The following is an 18,824-nucleotide window of genomic DNA, read 5'->3' as shown; positions in this document are numbered from 1 at the left end:
CCCGGCTCACTGGTGCCGGCCGGCCGTTGCGGGGTGGGGCGGGCACCAGTGCCGACCTAGGCTGACCGGGTGGCGGTGCAGGTGCGGCTCGCCGGCGTGGGACTGGCGAAGGTCAGGTTCGCCTACTCGCCGGTGTTCGAGACGGTGATGGCGGTAGACGGGCTGCGCGACCCCGGCGGGCACGCCGTGCACGGGCCGTGGGTGCGGTGGGCGCGGGAGCGGCTGGCCGGCGTCGACGGCCTCGACGCGCTGCTGTCCAGGCTGGCGGGGCCGGCGAAACCCGCCGACCTGCTGCCGGTGCCGGACGTGCGGGCGCCCGACCTGGAGGCGGAGCTGCGCACCGTGCCGCCGGTGGAGGCCGACGTGATCAGGCGCTGCCACGCGGCGGTCGTCGCACCGCACTGGAAGCGGATCACCGCCGTGCTGGAGGCCGACATCGCGGCGCGCGCGGCCACGCTCGCGTCCCACGGCGTGGAGGCGGTGTTCGCCGAGCTGCACCCGGAGGTCACGTGGGCCGACGGCGAACTGGTGCTGCACCGCAAGCCCGAGCACCGGGTGGACCTGGCCGAGCACGGCCTGGTGCTGTGCCCCAGCGCGTTCTGCTGGCCCAAGGCGTGGATCGCGCTCGACCCGGTGGGGCAGGGCGTGCTGCGCTACCCGGCGCGCGGCATCGGCACCCTGTGGGAGGACCGCGACGCGCCGCAGGACCTGGCCGCCCTGATCGGCCGCACGAGGGCCCGCCTGCTGACGCTCCTGGAGGCCCCGCGCAGCACCTCCGACCTGGCGACCGCGCTGGACGTCACGGCGGGCGCGGTGTCGCAGCACGTGGCCGTCCTGCGCGCCGCGCGCCTGGTGACGACGCGCCGCGAGGGCCGGCACGTGCTGCACATGCGCACCGCCCGCGCCGACGCGCTGCTGGGGTGAGGGCGATCGGGCGTCGAACCGGGTAGCGGCCGGGTCGGTGAGGACGCGGGAAGGGTGCCGGGGGAGCGCGACCCGTCGTGCCGCGGCGGAAAGCGCGAACGCCCGACCCTGGGAGGGCCGGGCGTTCGCGGTCGATCAGTGCGTCAGTGCTGCGTCGCCACGGCGCGGCGCGGGCGGCCGGAGCCGCCGGCCGAGCGGTCGCGCTCCGGGCGACCACCGCGGAACTGGCCGCCACCGGCGCGGCGCGGGCCGCCACCGCCACCGCCACCGCCGCCGCGGCGGGCGCGGATCGGGGTCTCCGGCTCGACGACCGGGACGCCGCTGGGCGTGCGGGCGCCCGTGATGCGGATCAGGTCCTCGTCACCCGGGCGGACCTTGGTGGAGGCCGGCCGGATGCCCGCGCGGGCGGTGAGGCCCTGCACGGCGCGGCGCTGGTCGTGCGTCACCAGGGTGACGACCGTGCCCGACTGGCCCGCGCGCGCGGTGCGGCCCGCGCGGTGCAGGTAGTCCTTCGGGTCGGCCGGCGGGTCGACGTGCACGACGAGGCTCACGTCGTCCACGTGGATGCCGCGCGCCGCCACGTCCGTGGCGACCAGGACCGGCATGGAGCCCTCGCGGAACTGGCCGAGCACGCGGGTCCGGGCGCTCTGCGCCTTGCCGCCGTGCAGCGCGCCCGCGTGGACGCCCATCGACCGCAGCTTCTTGGCCAGGCGGTCGACGTGGTGCTTGGTGCGCACGAACATGATCGTCCGGCCCTCGCGGGCGGCGACCTCGGTCACCACGTTCTGCTTGTCCTCGGCGGACACGAACAGCAGGTGGTGCTCCATGGTCGTCACGCTGCCGGTGGCCGCCGCGACCGAGTGCACGACCGGGTCGTGCAGGTACTGGCGGACCAGCTTGTCCACGTCGCCGTCGAGCGTCGCGGAGAACAGCAGGCGCTGCCCGTCCTGCGGCGTCAGGTCGAGGATGGCGCGGACCTGCGGCATGAAGCCCATGTCCGCCATCTGGTCGGCCTCGTCGAGCGCGGTGAACATGACCTCGGAGAGGTCGGCCGTGCCCTGCCGCACGTGGTCGGACAGCCGACCGGGCGTGGCGATCAGCAGGTCGACGCCGCGGCGCAGCCCGTCGATCTGGCGCGGGAACGACGTGCCGCCGACGATGGTCCGGCACCACAGGCCGAGGGAGCGCGCGAACGGGGACAGCGCCTCCTCCACCTGCATGGCCAGCTCGCGGGTCGGCACCAGCACGAGGGCGCGCGGCTTGAGCGGCTTCGCCCGGCCACCGGCCAGGCGGGACAGCAGCGCCAGGCCGAAGGCGAGCGTCTTGCCCGACCCGGTCTGGCCGCGGCCCAGGAGGTCGCGGCCCGCCATGGCGTCGGGCAGGGTGGCGGCCTGGATCGGGAACGGCTCGGTGATGCCGGCCTTGCTCAACGCGACCAGCAGCTCGTCGGCGAGGCCCAGTTCGGCGAACGAGGGCAGCGGACCGTCGGGGATGATGTTCTCGACGTCGTCGAACATGGTGGTCGCCTGCTCCGCGATGGGGGCGGGACGACGGTTGCCCTGGCCAGGGCGCCTGCTGCGGGACTTGCGGAACTGCGGGCGCTCGGAACGGCCTTGGGACATGGTGGGCAAATCAAACCTCCGGGACAAGGCACGTCTCGGAGATTGCTCTGCATGGGTGCGCAGGCGCGAATCGCGGGGACGGGCCCGGCGCGCGGACCGCGCCGATAGTGGTTGGAAGCACCACCGGCCACTCTGGCGGCCTGGGGCGCTTCGTGGCGCCACCGGGCGGTGCACCACTCAGTCTAGCCGATCACGCGACCGAGTTCGCCACCACGACCGTGTAGCGAGGAACACGGAATGCGGGCGGAGGCGTCGCACGGGTGCCGCCGGCGGCCGTCGGGAACGGCGGAAGCGCAGGTGGGAGGCGGGGTCGGTGGTGGTCGGGCGGTGGACCCGACGAAGTCTCCGCGGTACGGGCCGGGCGGCGGCGAACGGCGGCGCGGCCACGTCCGAACGGGTGAACCGGGGCCGGTGGCGGCCGGGCCCGGCACGCGCCACGAGGCGACGCGTGCCGGGAACCGTGCTCGGGACCCCTGCGGGAGCCGCTGCGGGAGCCGCTGCGGGAAACCGTCGCGGGACCGTTCGTCACCGCAGTCCGGCGGTCTCCAGCAGGGCCTCGGTGACCTCCAGCGGCTCGGCGAGTTCCGGTGCCAGGCCGCGGGAGGTGAACCAGGCCGCGACGTTGCGCACGTCGCGCTCCAGGAACTCCGGCCCGCGCGGGTTGGCCGCCAGGTCCACCACCTGAGGCAGGTCGATCACGACCAGCCGGCCGTCGTGGACCATCAGGTTGTACGCCGACAGGTCGCCGTGCGCGAGGCCCGCCGAGGCCATCAGGTGCAGTGCCTCGACCAGCTGGCGCCACAGGCCGAGCAGCTCGTCGGGCTCCGGCCGCAGCTGGGCGAGCCGGGGCGCGGCGGACCCGTCGGTGCCGATGAACTCCAGCAGCAGCTCGGTGCCGTCCCGCTGCACCGGGTAGGGCACCGGCGCGCCCAACAGGTGCAGCGTGCTCAGCGCCGCGAACTCGGCCACCGCCCACCGCTCCGCGATGAGGTTGCGGCCGAACGCGCTGCGGTTGCCCATCGCCCGCATCTCGCGCGACCGCCGCATCCGGCGGCCCTCCAGGTAGCCGGCGTCCCGGTGGAACAGCCGGTGGTCGTTGCTGCGGTACCGCTTCGCGGCCAGCAGGCACGTCCGGTCGGTGCCGGGCGTCCACCGCTCCAGCAGGAAGACGTCCGCCTCCTTGCCGGTCTTCACGACCCCCAGCTCGCGGTCCACCGCGGACAGGTCCGTGACCAGCCACGACGGGTACGGCTCGGGGCCCTGGTCGGCGTCGCCCCAGGTGGACCAGCGGTCGCCCTCGGGCGGCGCGTCCTCGACCGCCGCGTCCTCGCGCACCTGCGCCAGGCGGTCCTTGGCCTCCTCGGTGAGGCGGCCCCGGCGGGCCGGGTCGACGTCCTCGCGGCGACGCGCCCTCCCGGCCTTCCTGGACTGCCAGCCCAGGTCGTCCGCGTGGTCGAAGGCGCTCTCGAAGTCGTCGTGCTGGAGGTCGTCGTGCTGGAAGTGGTCGTGCCGAAGGTCGTTGGTGTCGATGTCGACGTCGTGCTCGCGCACTGGATGTGCTCCAGGTGAGGTGGGGGTGGTCGCCCCCGCACCCGGCGCGGCGTGGGTGGTCCGCGTCAGGCGAGCGGGGCGGGCGGACGGGTCGGTGCCACGTCCCGGACGGCAATCACCATCTGGCACCTCCTCTGGTCCGCCGCGGCTTCCACCGCCGGCGCTGCGACGCTTGCCCGCACAGGTTCCCCCGCGCCCCCGTGCGCCCGCAACCGGATTTAGACGGGCCGGATCTCGACGGGACCGGGACCGACCGCGCTCGACGGGTCCACCGGAGCGGCGTGGGCGGCGCGGGTCCTCAGCGCGAGCGGTCCACGCGGTAGCTGGTGCGGTGGCCCAGCCACGCCGCCGCCAGCTCGCCCATCACCAGCGAGTCGTGCCGCAGCACGCGCTCGTCGTGCCACCGCGCCGCCCGGGGCGCGGTGGCGAGCATCCGCCGCCGGGCGACCGAGCTGAACTCCACCAGCGCGTCGAGCGCCTCGTCCACCTCGTGCTCGGCCAGCGGGCACGGGCTGTCGTCGTCGGGCAGCGCGAGCGCGGTGCCGGTGAACGTCGACGAGGTGCCGAGGTCCCGGGCCAGCTGGTGCTCGACGGACTCCGCGTTGCGCTGGAACCGCCGGCGGTCGCCGTCCGTCGCGGCCAGCCGCAGGCCGAGCAGCCGGGCCGCGCACAGCCCGGACCAGACCAGCTTGAGCGCCTCGGGCGCGTCGAGCGGGTGGGTGCGCAGGTCCTCGGTGATCCCCCCCAGGAGGGCGGGGGTGACGGTCTCGGCGGGTGTGTCGCCTGGTGTGTCGGGGCTCACGCGGGCCATTCTGACACCCGCGTCACGACTGGTGACACCTCGCTGCGCTCCGTCACGCGTTTGGCCGGTCAGGTCCGGGAGAACGACCGCCGGTAGTCCTTGGGCGACAGGCCCACGGCGGACGTGAAGTGGTGGCGCAGCAGCGCCGCCGAGCCGAACCCGGAGCGGTGCGCCACGTCCTCGACGGTCAGCCGCGTCTCCTCCAGCAGCTGCCGGGCGCGCAGCACGCGCTGCGTGGTGAGCCAGCGGTGCGGGGTGGTGCCGGTCTCGGCGGCGAACCGGCGGGCGAACGTGCGTTCGGACATGTTGGCCTGCTCGGCGAGCCCGGCCACGGTGTGCTCCTCGTCGAGCCGGTCCTGGAGCCACGCGAGCACCGGTTGCAGGCTGTCGGCCTGGTGCTGCGGGGTGGGCAGCTCGATGAACTGGCGCTGGCCGCCGTCGCGCTGCGGGGCCACGACCATGCGGCGCGCGATGACACCCGCGACGGTCGAGCCGAGTTCCCGGCGCACCAGGTGCAGGCACGCGTCGATGCCCGCCGCGGTGCCCGCGCTGGTCACCACGTCGCCCTCGTCGACGAACAGCACGTCGGGGTCGACCTCGGCGCGCGGGAACCGCTCGGCGAACTCCCGCGCGTACCGCCAGTGCGTCGTGCAGCGCCGGCCGTCGAGCAGGCCCGCCTCGCCGAGCAGGAACGCGCCGCTGCACACCGACAGCAGCGTCGCGCCCCGCGCGTGGGCCCGGACGACCGCGTCGAGCACCGCGGGCGGGTACTCGTCGCGGACCCCGGCGGCGGGCACGACGACCAGGTCGGCGCCCTCCAGGGCGTCCAGGCCGAGGTGGGGGACGAGGGACACGCCGACGTCGGTGCGCACCGGCTCGCCCGGCCGCTCGCCGCAGACCCGGAAGTCGAACGCCGGCACGCCCTCCTCGGAGCGGTCGACGCCGAAGACCTCGCAGACCACGCCGAACTCGAAGGGCGCCAGGCCGTCGACGACGACGGTGGCGACGGTGCTCAGCATGTCCGCCACGGTACTTGGCTGGATTTTGACGCACAACGGCACAACTGCCAGTGGTGGCAGCTTCTTGCGCATCGCACAGTTGGTGCCATGACCGCGATCCTCACCGCCCTGGCCGTCCTCGCGCTCGTCGTCTACGGCCTGGAGCGCAACCACACCACCCACCGCGCCCACCTGGCCGGCAGCACCGACGTGGACGACCGCGACCTGGTCCGCCTGCGCGCCGACCTGCGCGCCGCCGCCGTGCGCACGGAACCCGCCCGGCCCGCTCCCCGGACCCGGACCACCAGCTCCGCGCAGGTCGCCTGCTCCTGCTAGCCCCGGGCCGGGCGCGACCCGGCTCAGCACGACCCGGCTCAGCGCGGCCGGCCCCGGCTCAGACCACCAGGTCGGCCGTCCCCGGCCCGGTCACCTCGACCCGCAGCCCGGCCTTCACGGCGACCTTCGCCACCCCCCTGAGGTCACCCGGCTCGGCGCGCGACCTCACCAGGGCGTGCGCGAGCCGGCCCTTGTGGGCCTTGTTGAAGTGGCTGACCGCGACCCGCCGCCCGCCGTCGCCCTCGGTGACCACCCGCACGACCGCCGCGTCGGGAACCCGGGCCAGCGAGGTGTACGGGCTCGACCGCAGGTCCACCACGAACCCGGCACCCGCCAGCACGGGCTCCAGCGCGGGCCGCCACAGCGCGCCCAGCGGACCCACCGACGGCAGGGCGCTGCCGCCGGACAACCGGTAGGCCGGGATCGGGTCCCCGCCGCCGACCAGCCCGAACAGCGCCGAGGCCACCGCCAGCCGCTCGTACGCCCGCGCCCGCTCGACCTTGGTGAACGAGTCGAGCGCCAGCGCGTCGTACAGCACCCCGGTGTAGCGGGCGAGCGCCGGCATCGTCGGCGACCCCCGCAGCCGCGCGTTGCGCTCCACCTCGCCCGCCTGCCGCTCGGACAGCCCGAGCGCGGCCAGGCAGGCCGGCACGTCGGCCGCCAGCTCCACCAGCGCGTCCACCAGCTTCGCCCGCACGGGCGTCAGCCCGGGGTGCGACAGCAGGTCGAGGTCGAGCGGCGCGCCGGCACCACCGACGGCCTTGGTCTCCGACGGGGGGAGCAGCACCAGCACGACCGGGCAGCCTAGTACCCGCTCCCCCGCGCCCCCGCCCTCAGTCCGACTGGCCGACGCAGAACCGGTTGCCGTCGGGGTCGGCCGGCACCGTCCAGCCCAGCCCCGGCACGCTGTGCTCCGACACCACCTCCGCGCCCAGCCCCACCAGCCGCGCCACCTCGGCCGCGCGGTCCTCCACGTGGGCGTCGAAGTGCACGCGGTTCTTGCCCGGCACCGGGTCGTCCACCCGCTGGATGCCCAGCCGCACCCGCCCGCCCGCGGTGGGCGCGAGGACCAGGTACCCGTCCCAGTCGTGCTCCACCGACGTGCCCAGCGCCCTGGTCCAGAACTCCGCCAACCGGTGCGGGTCGGTCGTGTCGATCGTGATCGTGTCGATGTCGATGCCCATCCCGGGGACGCTAGACCCGACCACCGACAACGCCGGGCCCCGCCGCCGACCGCGGCCCGGCGGCGGCCGGGCGCGAGGGTTCCGCGCCGGGCGGAACCCGTTGGAACTGCGCGGACGCCGTTCACTACCCTTGCCGGACAACCAGCGCCACGAGGAGCACCCACCGTGATCACGAGGATGTCGTCGCTGTTCCTGCGCACCCTGCGCGAGGACCCGGCCGACGCCGAAGTCCCCAGCCACAAGCTGCTGGTCCGCGCCGGGTACGTGCGGCGGGTCGCGCCGGGCGGCTACTCGTGGCTGCCGCTGGGGCTGCGGGTGCTGCGCAACATCGAGCAGGTCGTGCGCGAGGAGATGGACGCGTTCGGCGCGCAGGAGATCCAGTTCCCCGCGCTGCTGCCGAAGGAGCCCTACGAGGCCACCGGCCGGTGGACCGAGTACGGCCCCAACATCTTCCGCCTCAAGGACCGCAAGGGCGCCGACTACCTGCTCGGACCCACCCACGAGGAGCTGTTCGCGCTCACCGTGAAGGGCGAGTACTCCTCGTACAAGGACTACCCGGTCACGCTGTACCAGATCCAGACGAAGTACCGCGACGAGGCGCGCCCCCGCGCGGGCATCCTGCGCGGCCGCGAGTTCGTCATGAAGGACTCGTACTCGTTCGACCTCACCGACGAGGGCCTGAGCCACTCCTACCGGCAGCACCGCGACGCCTACATCCGCATCTTCGACCGCCTCGGCATGGAGTACGTGATCGTCTCCGCCACGTCGGGCGCGATGGGCGGCTCGGCGTCGGAGGAGTTCCTGGCGGTCGCGCCCACCGGCGAGGACACGTTCGTGCGCAGCACGGAGTCCGGCTACGCGGCGAACGTGGAGGCGGTCACCACGCCCGCCCCCGCCGAGCAGGACCCGGCGACCAAGCCCGGGGCGCAGGTCCACCACACGCCGAGCACGCCGACCATCGAGTCCCTGGTGGACTTCCTCAACGCCAACACCGACCGCGCCTTCACCGCCGCGGACATCCTCAAGAACGTCCTGGTGAAGACCAGGGTCCCTGGCGGCGACTGGGAGCTGCTGGCGATCGGCCTGCCCGGCGACCGCGAGGTGGACCTCAAGCGCCTGGAGGCGGCGCTGGAGCCCGCCGAGGTCGCGATGCTGGACGAGAAGGACTTCGCCCGCAACACCTTCCTGGTCAAGGGCTACATCGGCCCGGGCGCGCTCCAGGCCAACGGCGTGCGGTACCTGACCGACCCGCGGGTCGTGCGCGGCACCGCCTGGGTGACCGGCGCGGACAAGGCCGACCACCACGTGGTGGACCTGGTCGTGGGCCGCGACTTCACCCCGGACGGCGTGATCGACGTCGCCGAGGTGCGCGAGGGCGACCCGTCGCCCGACGGCAAGGGCGTGCTGGTCGCCGCGCGCGGCATCGAGATCGGGCACATCTTCCAGCTGGGCCGCAAGTACGCCGACGCGTTCCAGCTCGACGCGCTGGGCCCGGACAGCAAGCCCATCCGCATCACCATGGGCTCCTACGGCATCGGCGTGTCCCGCCTGGTCGCGGCCATCGCCGAGCAGAGCCACGACGAGCGCGGCCTGATCTGGCCCCGCAACGTGGCGCCGTTCGACGTGCACCTGGTCGTGGCGGGCAAGGACGAGACGCTCCTCGCGGGCGGCGAGAAGCTGGCCGGCGAGCTGTCCGCGCGGGGCCTGAAGGTGCTGCTGGACGACCGCAAGGCCAGCCCCGGCGTGAAGTTCGCCGACGCCGAGCTGATCGGCGTGCCCACGATCCTCGTCGTCGGCCGCGGCCTGGCCAACGGCCTGGTCGAGGTCAAGGACCGCCGCTCCGGCGAGCGCGTCGAGGTGGCCGTGGACGACGCCGTGAGCCACCTCGTCGAGGTCGTGCGGGGCCAGGGCGCCTGAGCGGCTAGGGGAGGACGGCCGCCAGCACGGCGTCCGTGTCGGACAGGTCGGCGAGCACCACGTGCGCGCCGGCCTCCCGCAGCTCCTCCGCGCTGCTGCGGCCCGTCGCCACCCCGACGGCGACGGCGCCGTGGCGCAGCGCGGCGTCCACGTCGTGCGGGGTGTCGCCGACGACCACGGCGCGGAACTCGCGGCCGTGCTTGGCCGACGCCAGCCGCACCGCCTCCAGCACCAGCTCGGGCCGGTGCTCGGACAGCGTGCCGTAGCCGCCGATGTCGAAGTCGAGGTGCTCGTCCAGGCCGAACGGGGCGAGCTTGAACCGGGCGACCTCCACCAGGTTGCCGGTCACCAGGGTCTGCACGACGTCGTCGCGCCCGGCCAGCGCCCGCACCACCTCCAGCGCGCCGGGCAGGGCCCGCCCGCGCTCGGTCAGCAGCGCGTGCTGCCGCCGCGCCGCGTCGATCAGCTCGTCGTGCAGCCGGGCGATCAGCTCCTCGGTGGCGTCCAGCTCGTGCAGCGCCAGCAGCTCCAGCGTGATGGCGCGCTCGGTGCGCCCGGCGAAGTCCGGCTCGCGCACCATGTCCAGGCCGGCCGCCGCGCGCAGCGCCGTCCGGTACCAGTCGACGCCGAGCCCGCCCGCGTCGACCAGGGTGCGGTCGATGTCCCACAGCACCAGGGTGTTCACGACAGCTCCACACTCCCCAGGATGCGTTCCACGTCGTCCTCCGACGGTCCTTCGGCCGCGTGCGGGCCGCCCTCGGCGACGTTGAGGGCGAACACCGCCACCTCGTCGCCGTCGCGCACCGCCACCGCCGTGATCGTCGCCCTCGGCGCGTAGCAGGCGTTGGCGGACTTCGGCGTGACGCCGACGCTCACCACGACCCGGTCGCCGTCGCCCGCGACCCGCGGTTCGCCGACCTCGGGCGGTGCGCCGTCCGCGCTGTAGCCGCTCGTCGCGAGCCGCCGCACCAGCTCGGTGCCGACCTGTTCCGGGTCGTCGTCGACGACCGACCCGGCCACCGCCTGGGCCTGGATCATGGAGCGGCCCCGGCACTCGAACGGCCGTGACACGTACGACGAGCCGAGCGCGATCCGCCCCGACGACCCGCCGCCCCGCGACTCCCACCCGGGCGGCAGCTCGTAGGCGAGGCCGGACCGGGAGTCCTCCACCACCTGCCACGCCGGGGCCGCCGGGGACGACGGCGACGGCGGCGGGGCGGCGGGCTCGTCGCCGGTGCCCGCCACGACCAGCGCCACCGCGCCGCCCACCGCGAGCGCGCCGACGACCCCGAGCGCCACCCACAGCGGCGCCCGGTTCGGCTTCCGCGGGGCCGGCGGCTGCTGGTAGACCCCGAAACCGGTGTAGCTCACCGCTCCAGCGGCTTCACGGAGTCGACCATGGCCTGGAGGTCGGCCTCGGTGGGCGGCTTCGGCTCGGCGGGGCCGCCCTCCAGGTCGCCGTTGGCCATGAACACGTGGAAACCGGGGTCGCCCTTGAGCACGAGGACCTTCACCACGCCCTTGGTGGCCAGGCACTCGTTGCCGGACGTGGTGATGGTCGCGTCGACCTGCACGCCCTCGATCACGACGTCGCCGGTGAGCTTCACCGGCTTGGGCTCGCCGAGCTTCACGTCGAACCGCGGGGCCGAGTTGTAGAACTGGGTGCCGAGCTTCTGCGCGAAGTCCCCGGCCACCGCCGCCAGGTCGCCGGCGGGCACGACCACGCCGCCCGCCCCGCCGCGGGTGAAGCCGTTGCCCTTGCAGTCGTAGGCGCCGGTCAGCGTGAGGCCGGTGAGCTTCACGTCCGCCATGCCCTCGACGTTCGCCGAGCCCCCCGCCGGGGACCAGCCCTTGGGCACGTCGTAGCTGTAGGACAGGGCGGGCACCGGCAGGCAGTTCCAGTCCGGTTTCGCCGCCTCGCAGGACGGCCCGGCCTCGGTGGACCTCGTGGTGCTGGGCGCGGTCGTGGTCGTGGTCGTCGGGCCGGGGGAGCCGCTCGACGCCTGCGCGGCCGGGGTGGACCCGGACCTGGTCAGGAAGTACGTCGTCAGCCCGCCGCCGACGAGCACCAGCACGACCGCCCCGACGGCGATCCACAGCCTCGTCCTGTCCTTGCGCGGCGGCGGCTCGTCCCCGCCGGAGAACACGCCGAGCCCGCCGTAGGACCCGAACCCCTGCTGCGGGTACTGCCCGCCGTACCCCGGCTGCTGCCCGTAGCCCGGCTGCCCGCCGTACTCCGGCTGCTGCCCGTAGCCCGGCTGCTGCCCGTACTCCGGTTGCTGCCCGTAGCCCGGCTGCTGCCCGTACTCCGGTTGCTGCCCGTAGCCCGGCTGCTGCCCGTACTCCGGCGGCGGCCCGTAGCCCTGCTGCCCCTGCTGCGGATACCCGCCCTGCGGCTGCGGGCGGGCCCAGTCACCCTGGTCGCCCTGGTTGGACTGGCCGCCCCAGCCGGTCTGCCCGTCACCTGGGTAAGTCACCGGTGAACCGTACCCCGAGGTCGCGCCTAGCCCGGGAGGAAGCTCAGCCGGACCTTGCGCACGGGGTTGTCGACGTTGGTGTCCACCAGGCACACCGACTGCCACGTGCCGAGCGCGAGCACACCGCCCAGCACCGGGATCGTCGCGTACGGCGGCACCAGGGCGGGCAGCACGTGGTCGCGGCCGTGGCCGGGCGTCCCGTGCCGGTGCCGCCACCGCCCGTCGGCGGGCAGCAGGTCCTTCAGCGCGGCCAGCAGGTCGTCGTCGCTGCCCGCCCCGGTCTCCAGCACGGCGAGGCCCGCCGTGGCGTGCGGCACCCACACGTGCAGGAGCCCGTCGCCCCCCACGTCGGCCAGGAACTCCTCGCACGCCCGCGTGAGGTCGTGCACGACCTCGTCCGACCCGGTGCGGATCTCGATCTCCTCGCTGCGCATGACCCACACCCTGCCCAAAAATCGCCTGCCGCGCCCGCGGGCCGTCGGGCAGGATCACCGGTGTGATCCACACCGCGATCGTCACGGGCGCCAACCAGGGCATCGGCGCGGCCACGGCCAAGGCCCTCGCGGCGCGGGGGGTGAACGTCCTCGTCACGTTCCTGCGCTTCGCCCCGGCGCCGGACCCGAGCACCCCGCCCGAGTACTTCACCGCCCGCGAGTCGAACGCCGACCACGTCGTGGCCGCCATCGCCGAGGCGGGCGGCAGGGCCCACGCCGTCGAGGCCGACCTCGCCGACCCGCTGACGCCCGCCCGCCTGTTCGACGTGGCCGAGCACGTCTTCGGCCCGGTGGACGTCCTGGTCAACAACGCCTCCAGCTGGGTGCAGGACACGTTCCTGGCCGCCGAGACCGACCGGTTCGGCCGGGTGCTGCGCGCCGTCACGCCCCAGGCGTTCGACGCGCAGTTCGCCGTGGACGCCCGCGCGGGCGCGCTGATGATCGCCGAGTTCGCCCGCCGGCACATCGCGCGCGGCGGCAACTGGGGCCGCATCGTCGGCCTCACCTCGGGCGGTCCCCTCGGGTTCCCCAGCGAGGTGACCTACGGCGCGGCGAAGGCGGCGCTCGACAACTACGCCATGTCCGCCGCCGCCGAGCTGTGGCCGCACGGCGTCACGTCCAACGTCGTGAAGCCCGGTGTCACCGACACCGGCTGGGTCAACGACGCGGTCCGCGCCCAGCACGACGTCTCCCAGCCGGAGGACGTCGCGAAGGTCGTCGCCTTCCTCTGCTCGGACGAGGCCGCGGCAGTGACGAAGAACGTGATCAGCCTGCACTGATCCTGCCCTACCCGCCGGTAACATCAGGTCCGTGAAGGCATCTCACCTCCGTCGGGGCATGAACCTGTGGCCGCCGTTCCTCTTCGCCGGCATCCGCGTCGTGGAGCTGTCCGACGACTACCGCCGCGCCAAGGTCCGCCTGCGCATGCACCGGTGGAACCGCAACTACGTGGGCACCCACTTCGGCGGCTCGCTGTTCGCCATGACCGACCCGTTCTGGATGCTGCTCGTCCTGCACCACCTCGGCCGCGAGCACGTCGTCTGGGACAAGGCGGGCGAGATCGAGTTCGTCGCGCCGGGCCGGGGCACCGTCACCGCCGAGTTCCACCTCACCGACGAGCGCCTCGACGAGATCCGCGCGCTGACCCGCGACGGCGACAAGGCCCTCGTCTGGTTCGAGAACACGGTCACCGACGAGGCCGGCGCCGTGGTCGCCCGCGTCCGCAAGCAGGTCTACGCCCGCCGCAAGCGCCCCCGGAAGTCGGTGGACACCGACGCCCCGCAGGCCGTCTGATGACCGCGTGCGCGACGCCTTCGGAACGACCTTCGACGTCCCCCTCGGCTACCTGAACACGGCCGCGGTCGGTGTGCCGCCCACGCCGACCGCGGCCGCCGTCGCCGACGCCGTCCACCGCTGGTCCACCGGCCTGGACACCGGCAGCACCGCAGACCCCCACGTCACCGCCGCCCGCGAGGCGTTCGGCCGCCTGGTCGGCGTCCCCCGCGACCGCGTCGCGTCCGGCGCCTCGGTGTCCCAGCTGGTCGCCCTGGTCGCCGCGAGCGTCCCGCCCACCACCTCGGTCCTCGTCGCGAAGGGCGACTTCACCAGCCTCACCTTCCCCTTCGCGGCCCGCGGCCTGCGGATCACCGAAGCGGACCTCGACGACCTCCCCGCCGAGGCGCCGCGCCACGACCTCGTCGCGGTGAGCGTCGTCCAGTCCGCCGACGGCCGGGCGGTGGACCTCGCGGCCCTCCGCGCCACCGGCGTCCCCGTCCTGCTGGACGCCACCCAGGCGGTCGGCTGGACCCCGCTGGACCTGGGCTGGGCCGACTGGGTGGTGGCCGCCGGCTACAAGTTCCTGCTGTCCCCGAGGGGCTGCGCCTGGCTGGCCTGCTCGCCGGGCGCGCTGGCCCGCACCGTCCCCGCCGCCGCCAACTGGTACGCGGGCGACGACCCCTGGACCTCCGTCTACGGCCTGCCCCTGCGCCTGGCCCCCGATGCCCGCCGCCTGGACCTCTCCCCGGTCTGGCTGGCCCAGTTCGGCGCCGCCCGGTCCCTGCCCTACCTGGCCGGCCTGGACCTCGCGGAGGTCCGCGACCACGCCGTCGCCCTGGCGAACTCCCTGCTCACCGCCCTGGACCTGCCCCCGGCGAGCACGCCCATCGTCTCCCTCGACCTCCCCGGCGCGAGCGGGCGACTGGCCGCCGCCGGCATCCGCTCCAGCCTCCGGGCGGGCCGGGTCCGCCTCGCGTTCCACCTCTACAACACGGCCGAGGACGTCGACGCGGTGCTCGAAGCGCTCCGCTGACGGCCTTCCGTTACCGTGGGTCTTTGTGTCGGTTCCTCCCGAATCACCCGAAGAGGTGACGCAGCGGATTTCCCCGATCCGCCCCTCGGACACCGCCCCCCTGTGGCGGCCGTCCGAGATCGGGCAGCTGGACTCCCTGCTGACCACACCCGCGCCACCGCCGCCGCCACCACCGCGGCCCTCCCGCCGCGGCCTGCTCGTGAAGGCCGCCGGCCTGCTCGGCGTGGCCGTGGTGTCCGGCCTGGTGTGGCTGCTGGTCATGCCCGACGACACACCCACCGGCACGCCCGCCCCCACGTCCGCGCCGGCGGGGGAGTTCACCTTCGCCACCTCCGCGCAGGTCCCCGAACCGCTCAAGGACAGCGACTGCGCGTCGCACGCCTACGGCGAGACCAGGGCGTTCCTGACCGCCACCCCGTGCCTGCAGCTGACCCGCGGCCTGTACACGACGAAGACCCCCGACGGGGTGACGGTCTACACGTCGGTGTCGGTCGTGCGGATGAAGACCGCCGAGGACGCCACCAAGCTCAAGGACCTGACCAGCCGCGACGGCACCGGCAACGTCAACGACCTGGTCAAGGACGGCGCCGTGAAGGTCGAGGGCCTGACCACCCTGGGCAACGGCGGCTTCGCGGCCCAGCTCAAGGACCGGGACCTGGTCATCATCGAGTCGGACTCGCTCAAGCACGGCGCCAACGAGGCCGAGCACAACCGACTGATGAAGAAGATCAGCTTCGACGCCATGCGCCTCGCCGACGACCTCATCACCTGACCCCCGGCTGACCGCCGGCTGACCTCCGGGGACCGGTGGTCAGCCGACCCCGGCGCCCGGCATCGCGATCGACGACGGCGCGACCCCGGCGACCTTGCGCCACCGGGTGGCCCGCACCGCCGACGTGGTCAACGCGTCCAGCGCCGACCGCCGCAGCTCGCCGTCGTCGGTCCGCTCCAGCACCCCGCGCCACGCCACGCACGCGTCCGTCTCCACCGCGATCAGCGCCGCCACGGCCGCCGCCGCGCTGTCCACCGGCTGGGGCGGCAGGTACGCCGCCGCGGGCGGCCGGGGCGTCGCCGCCCGGTCCCGCAACCACCGCTCGGTGGTGTCCCGCCGCGCCCGGTGCGCGTCGGCCCCCTCCGCCACGGCCGCCGCCTGCTGGTCGATGAACGCGCTGACCAGCCCGTACGTCCACACGGCCGCGTGCTCGGCCCCCAACGCGTCCTGCACCGCGTCGACGCTCACGACAACGCTCACGACAGCGCCTCCACCAAGCTCGCGCACCCGGCCGCCACCGAGGCGACCAACCCCACCCGGTGCGACCCCACCGTCACCGCCAGGTCGCCCGCCTGCTTCTGCGCCGCCCGCAGCGATGTCACCAACGTCTCCCTGGTCCCACCCGCGAGCGCCGCCACCGAGGGCGGCGGCGAGGACGGCGTCGTGGACCCCGGCACCCGGGGCGTCGCCCGCTCGACCTCCGCGCGCAACCGGTCGGCGTGCTCGGCCCGCGCCGCGGCCGTCTCCGCCGCGCCGACCGCCGCGGCCAGGGCGGCGTCCGCCAGCGCGGCCTCCACCAGCCCCTCCAGCACGTCCGGGGGCGGAGGGGGAGGGGGCTCGGGGGTGCAGGCGACCACCAGCGGCGCCGCGACCGCCGCCAGCAGCACCCCCCGCCTGCTGAACGCCGTTTCACCGATCACGGGTTCCGATCCTGCCAGAGCCGGGAGGGGCGCCGAGCCACCCGGCCACCCGCCCGTGGGACGTGCGCCCCCGCCGGGACCAGATAGTCTGGGCGACCACGGCCGGCGAGTGCAGCGTCGACCGGGGCAGTCATGCCCTCCGCCCTTGCCCCTGCACACGCGAATACGAGGAGTCACCACGTGTCCAGCCCGCCGCGCGGAGAACTCGCCGCGCAGCTAACCCCCGTCGTGCGGGAGGCGGTCGAGGCCATCGGCTTCGACCTCGAACTGCTCGACGTGAACCAGGCTGGGCGTCGCAGGCTGGTGAAGGTGGTCGTCGACGGCGACGAGGGGATCGGGCTGGACGAGGTGGCCCAGGCGAGCCGCGCCGTGTCCGCCGCCCTCGACGCGAACGAGCACCTCATCGCCGGCCCGTACACGCTTGAGGTCACCTCGCCGGGCGCCGACCGCCCGCTGACCAGGCCGCGCCACTGGAAGCGCAACCGCTTGCGCCTGGTGAAGGTCAAGCAACCCGACCAGGTCGAGTGGTTCGGCCGGGTCGGCGACGCGGACGACACCGGGGTCGTGCTGCTGGTCAAGGGCGAGCTGCGCCGCGTCGAGTACTCGACGATCGAGCGCGCCGCCGTGGAAGTGGAGTTCAAGCAACCGCCCGTCGAGGAGCTCGCGCTCCTGGAGGGCAAGCACCTGAAGGAGGAGTCGGAGTGAACGTCGACATCGCCGCTCTCAGGGCGATCGAACGGGACAAGGACATCCCCTTCGACACGGTCCTGGAAGCCATCGAGACCGCCCTGCTCACCGCCTACAAGCACACCGACGGCCACCACTCGCACTCGCGCGTCGAGATCGACCGCAAGAACGGCGTGGTCCGCGTGCTCGCCCAGGAGCTCAACCCGGACGGCTCGGTGGCCGAGGAGTGGGACGACACCCCCGAGGGGTTCGGCCGCATCGCCGCCACCACCGCCCGCCAGGTGATCCTCCAGCGCCTGCGCGACGCCGAGCACGAGCGCACCTTCGGCGAGTTCTCCGCCAAGGAGGGCGAGATCATCGGCGGCGTCGTGCAGCGCGACGCCCGCGCGAACGCCCGCGGCATGGTGGTCGTCCAGGTCGGCGACACCGAGGGCGTGCTGCCCCCGGCCGAGCAGGTGCCCGGGGAGTCCTACGAGCACGGCTCGCGGCTCAAGTGCTACGTCGTGGGCGTGTCCCGCGGCCAGCGCGGCCCGCAGATCACCCTCTCCCGCACCCACCCGAACCTCGTGCGCAGGCTCTTCGCGCTGGAGGTCCCGGAGATCGCGGACGGCACCGTGGAGATCCCCGCGGTGGCACGTGAGGCAGGTCACCGTTCGAAGATCGCGGTCCGCTCCACGGTCTCCGGCGTGAACGCCAAGGGCGCCTGCATCGGCCCGATGGGCGCCCGTGTGCGCAACGTCATGAGCGAGCTCGCGGGCGAGAAAATCGATATCATCGACCACTCGGACGACCCCGCCACGTTCGTCGGGAATGCCCTGTCGCCTGCGAAGGTTGTCTCCGTCAGGGTGCTCGACGAACGCGCCAAGACGGCGCGGGTCGTCGTGCCGGACTTCCAGCTCTCCCTCGCCATCGGCAAGGAGGGCCAGAACGCCCGGCTGGCCGCCCGGCTGACCGGTTGGCGCATCGACATCCGCTCCGACGCGGAGCCCGGAGGCGCTGCTCCGGCGGGTGCGGCGACGTCCGGTTCGGCTGAATAGGCATTAGGGGATAGACTTCTCAGTGGTTCAACGTCGGGGATCGGTTTCCACGCACGACGACCTCATGCCGAACGGCGGTTCAACGCCCTACGGCCCGGTCCGCACGTGCATAGGGTGCCGCTCCCGGGCGTTGCCCTCCGAGCTGCTGCGCGTGGTGGTCGTGGACGGGACGGTTGTCCCGGACACGCGCCGACGGTTGCCGGGGCGGGGAGCATGGCTGCACCCCGATCCGGACTGCCTCCGCAACGCGGAGAAGCGACGGGCGTTCCCCAGGGCCTTCCGGGTCCAGGGTCCGCTCGACGTCGAAGGCTTGCGGGAACACTTCGAGCAGCACCGCCAGGAGGTCGCGGGATCGCCCCGTGACCAGCAGGAAGCAAGGAAGCAGGTCGACCCGTCATGAGTCAGCCGTGAAGCTGAAGACATGAACGCGCGACGATAAGACGAGGTCGACGGGACTGCCGCCGGCCTCCCTCACAGAGGAGTGCAGTGGCAGGCAAGGCCCGCGTGCACGAGCTCGCCAAAGAGCTCGGTGTCACGAGTAAAGAACTGCTGACCAAGCTCGCCGACCAGGGCGAGTACGTGAAGTCCGCGTCCAGCACCGTCGAGGCCCCCGTGGCCCGGCGACTGCGCGACGCCTACGCCAAGAACGACTCCAAGCCGAAGTCGTCCGGCGCCCGTCCGGCACCGCCGAAGCCGCAGGTCCCCGCGACCAACGGCGGCGGCGACGCCCCGCGCCCCGGCGTGCCCGCCGGCAAGCCCGGCCCGCGCCCCGTGCCCGGTCCGAAGCCGATGGCC

General features: G+C 74.2%; 23 protein-coding genes. 11 read left to right on the top strand and 12 right to left on the bottom strand.

Annotation, left to right across the window (positions count from 1 at the left end; all coding sequences use genetic code 11):
- The first annotated feature begins 69 nt into the window (after positions 1-69).
- Positions 70-924 carry an ArsR/SmtB family transcription factor gene (locus tag ACR807_RS27935; RefSeq protein ID WP_438924409.1) on the top strand — a complete coding sequence of 285 codons (855 nt, stop codon included), beginning with the start codon at positions 70-72 and terminating at the stop codon, positions 922-924.
- A gap of 143 nt (positions 925-1,067) precedes the next feature.
- Here the strand turns inward: ACR807_RS27935 and ACR807_RS27930 are convergent, their stop codons facing one another.
- The 4 genes from ACR807_RS27930 to ACR807_RS27915 all read right to left on the bottom strand — a co-directional run bounded on the left by ACR807_RS27930 (position 1,068) and on the right by ACR807_RS27915 (position 5,918).
- The gene (locus ACR807_RS27930) at positions 1,068-2,546 is read right to left on the bottom strand and encodes a DEAD/DEAH box helicase (RefSeq protein WP_438924408.1); all 1,479 of its coding nucleotides are present in this window, start codon (positions 2,544-2,546) and stop codon (positions 1,068-1,070) included.
- A 525-nt stretch (positions 2,547-3,071) separates the two neighbouring features.
- Positions 3,072-3,986 carry a serine protein kinase RIO gene (locus tag ACR807_RS27925; protein WP_438924422.1) on the bottom strand — a complete coding sequence of 305 codons (915 nt, stop codon included), beginning with the start codon at positions 3,984-3,986 and terminating at the stop codon, positions 3,072-3,074.
- Between the two features lie 409 nt (positions 3,987-4,395).
- Positions 4,396-4,899 carry a hypothetical protein gene (locus ACR807_RS27920; RefSeq protein ID WP_438924407.1) on the bottom strand — a complete coding sequence of 168 codons (504 nt, stop codon included), beginning with the start codon at positions 4,897-4,899 and terminating at the stop codon, positions 4,396-4,398.
- A gap of 68 nt (positions 4,900-4,967) precedes the next feature.
- A complete protein-coding gene (locus ACR807_RS27915) occupies positions 4,968-5,918 on the bottom strand; it encodes a GlxA family transcriptional regulator (RefSeq protein WP_438924406.1) in 951 nt (316 codons plus the stop codon).
- Between the two features lie 87 nt (positions 5,919-6,005).
- Here ACR807_RS27915 and ACR807_RS27910 point away from each other — a divergent pair, with 87 nt between their 5' ends.
- Positions 6,006-6,233, top strand: a complete 228-nt coding sequence (locus tag ACR807_RS27910) for a hypothetical protein (RefSeq protein WP_438924405.1) — start codon at positions 6,006-6,008, stop codon at positions 6,231-6,233.
- Positions 6,234-6,291: 58 nt separating this feature from the next.
- On the opposite strand, the gene yaaA is transcribed toward ACR807_RS27910, so the two are convergent.
- A complete protein-coding gene (gene yaaA, locus ACR807_RS27905) occupies positions 6,292-7,026 on the bottom strand; it encodes a peroxide stress protein YaaA (protein WP_438924404.1) in 735 nt (244 codons plus the stop codon).
- A 40-nt stretch (positions 7,027-7,066) separates the two neighbouring features.
- Positions 7,067-7,417 (bottom strand): VOC family protein, encoded by a 351-nt coding sequence (locus ACR807_RS27900; RefSeq protein WP_438924403.1) that lies wholly within the window; start codon positions 7,415-7,417, stop codon positions 7,067-7,069.
- A 165-nt stretch (positions 7,418-7,582) separates the two neighbouring features.
- Between ACR807_RS27900 and ACR807_RS27895 the strand changes: the two genes are divergently transcribed.
- Positions 7,583-9,334, top strand: a complete 1,752-nt coding sequence (locus ACR807_RS27895; RefSeq protein WP_438924402.1) for a proline--tRNA ligase — start codon at positions 7,583-7,585, stop codon at positions 9,332-9,334.
- Between the two features lie 4 nt (positions 9,335-9,338).
- Here ACR807_RS27895 and ACR807_RS27890 read toward each other — a convergent pair whose 3' ends face one another.
- The 4 genes from ACR807_RS27890 to ACR807_RS27875 are packed head-to-tail and all read right to left on the bottom strand — an operon-like array spanning position 9,339 to position 12,245.
- Positions 9,339-10,019 carry an HAD family hydrolase gene (locus ACR807_RS27890; protein WP_438924401.1) on the bottom strand — a complete coding sequence of 227 codons (681 nt, stop codon included), beginning with the start codon at positions 10,017-10,019 and terminating at the stop codon, positions 9,339-9,341.
- Complete coding sequence (locus ACR807_RS27885) at positions 10,016-10,705, bottom strand: DUF8017 domain-containing protein (protein ID WP_438924400.1); 690 nt, start codon at positions 10,703-10,705, stop codon at positions 10,016-10,018. Before ACR807_RS27885 ends, ACR807_RS27890 begins: the two co-directional genes overlap by 4 nt.
- Positions 10,702-11,811: a DUF8017 domain-containing protein gene (locus ACR807_RS27880; RefSeq protein ID WP_438924399.1), complete on the bottom strand. Its 1,110-nt coding sequence runs from the start codon at positions 11,809-11,811 to the stop codon at positions 10,702-10,704. Before ACR807_RS27880 ends, ACR807_RS27885 begins: the two co-directional genes overlap by 4 nt.
- A 26-nt stretch (positions 11,812-11,837) precedes the next feature.
- Positions 11,838-12,245 carry a YjbQ family protein gene (locus ACR807_RS27875; RefSeq protein ID WP_438924398.1) on the bottom strand — a complete coding sequence of 136 codons (408 nt, stop codon included), beginning with the start codon at positions 12,243-12,245 and terminating at the stop codon, positions 11,838-11,840.
- Positions 12,246-12,307: 62 nt separating this feature from the next.
- Here ACR807_RS27875 and ACR807_RS27870 point away from each other — a divergent pair, with 62 nt between their 5' ends.
- Genes ACR807_RS27870 through ACR807_RS27855 form a run of 4 tightly spaced genes read left to right on the top strand, consistent with a single transcriptional unit; the run spans position 12,308 to position 15,385 of the window.
- Positions 12,308-13,084 carry an SDR family NAD(P)-dependent oxidoreductase gene (locus ACR807_RS27870; protein ID WP_438924397.1) on the top strand — a complete coding sequence of 259 codons (777 nt, stop codon included), beginning with the start codon at positions 12,308-12,310 and terminating at the stop codon, positions 13,082-13,084.
- A 31-nt stretch (positions 13,085-13,115) separates the two neighbouring features.
- Positions 13,116-13,598, top strand: a complete 483-nt coding sequence (locus ACR807_RS27865) for a DUF4442 domain-containing protein (RefSeq protein ID WP_438924396.1) — start codon at positions 13,116-13,118, stop codon at positions 13,596-13,598.
- Between the two features lie 7 nt (positions 13,599-13,605).
- Positions 13,606-14,613, top strand: a complete 1,008-nt coding sequence (locus tag ACR807_RS27860) for an aminotransferase class V-fold PLP-dependent enzyme (RefSeq protein ID WP_438924395.1) — start codon at positions 13,606-13,608, stop codon at positions 14,611-14,613.
- Between the two features lie 55 nt (positions 14,614-14,668).
- On the top strand, positions 14,669-15,385 hold the full coding sequence (locus ACR807_RS27855; RefSeq protein ID WP_438924394.1) for a hypothetical protein: 717 nt from the start codon (positions 14,669-14,671) through the stop codon (positions 15,383-15,385).
- A gap of 39 nt (positions 15,386-15,424) precedes the next feature.
- Here ACR807_RS27855 and ACR807_RS27850 read toward each other — a convergent pair whose 3' ends face one another.
- Both ACR807_RS27850 and ACR807_RS27845 read right to left on the bottom strand, forming a co-directional pair.
- Positions 15,425-15,865 carry a ferritin-like domain-containing protein gene (locus ACR807_RS27850; protein WP_438924393.1) on the bottom strand — a complete coding sequence of 147 codons (441 nt, stop codon included), beginning with the start codon at positions 15,863-15,865 and terminating at the stop codon, positions 15,425-15,427.
- Positions 15,862-16,305, bottom strand: coding sequence for a hypothetical protein (locus ACR807_RS27845; protein ID WP_438924392.1), 444 nt, complete (start codon positions 16,303-16,305; stop codon positions 15,862-15,864). The genes ACR807_RS27850 and ACR807_RS27845 overlap by 4 nt, the downstream gene beginning before the upstream one ends.
- Before the next feature lie 180 nt (positions 16,306-16,485).
- Between ACR807_RS27845 and rimP the strand changes: the two genes are divergently transcribed.
- The 4 genes from rimP to ACR807_RS27825 all read left to right on the top strand — a co-directional run.
- On the top strand, positions 16,486-17,010 hold the full coding sequence (gene rimP / locus ACR807_RS27840) for a ribosome maturation factor RimP (RefSeq protein WP_438924391.1): 525 nt from the start codon (positions 16,486-16,488) through the stop codon (positions 17,008-17,010).
- Positions 17,007-18,029, top strand: a complete 1,023-nt coding sequence (gene nusA, locus ACR807_RS27835; RefSeq protein WP_438924390.1) for a transcription termination factor NusA — start codon at positions 17,007-17,009, stop codon at positions 18,027-18,029. The genes rimP and nusA overlap by 4 nt, the downstream gene beginning before the upstream one ends.
- Positions 18,030-18,093: 64 nt before the next feature.
- On the top strand, positions 18,094-18,429 hold the full coding sequence (locus tag ACR807_RS27830; protein WP_438924389.1) for a YlxR family protein: 336 nt from the start codon (positions 18,094-18,096) through the stop codon (positions 18,427-18,429).
- Between the two features lie 86 nt (positions 18,430-18,515).
- Positions 18,516-18,824: translation initiation factor IF-2 N-terminal domain-containing protein (locus ACR807_RS27825; RefSeq protein ID WP_438924388.1), on the top strand; the 309-nt coding region annotated here is incomplete at its 3' end.

It is taken from the genome of Saccharothrix sabaoui (genome assembly GCF_051756985.1).
Lineage (GTDB): Bacteria > Actinomycetota > Actinomycetes > Mycobacteriales > Pseudonocardiaceae > Actinosynnema.
This window is presented reverse-complemented; position numbering and strand designations above follow the sequence as displayed.

Coding starts and splice junctions, on each gene's coding strand:
- ACR807_RS27930 (WP_438924408.1), bottom strand. CDS start 2,546: ATGTCCCAAGGCCGTTCCGAGCGCCCGCAGTTCCGCAAGTCCCGCAGC.
- ACR807_RS27915 (WP_438924406.1), bottom strand. CDS start 5,918: ATGCTGAGCACCGTCGCCACCGTCGTCGTCGACGGCCTGGCGCCCTTC.
- ACR807_RS27910 (WP_438924405.1), top strand. CDS start 6,006: ATGACCGCGATCCTCACCGCCCTGGCCGTCCTCGCGCTCGTCGTCTAC.
- ACR807_RS27900 (WP_438924403.1), bottom strand. CDS start 7,417: ATGGGCATCGACATCGACACGATCACGATCGACACGACCGACCCGCAC.
- ACR807_RS27875 (WP_438924398.1), bottom strand. CDS start 12,245: ATGCGCAGCGAGGAGATCGAGATCCGCACCGGGTCGGACGAGGTCGTG.
- ACR807_RS27830 (WP_438924389.1), top strand. CDS start 18,094: ATGCCGAACGGCGGTTCAACGCCCTACGGCCCGGTCCGCACGTGCATA.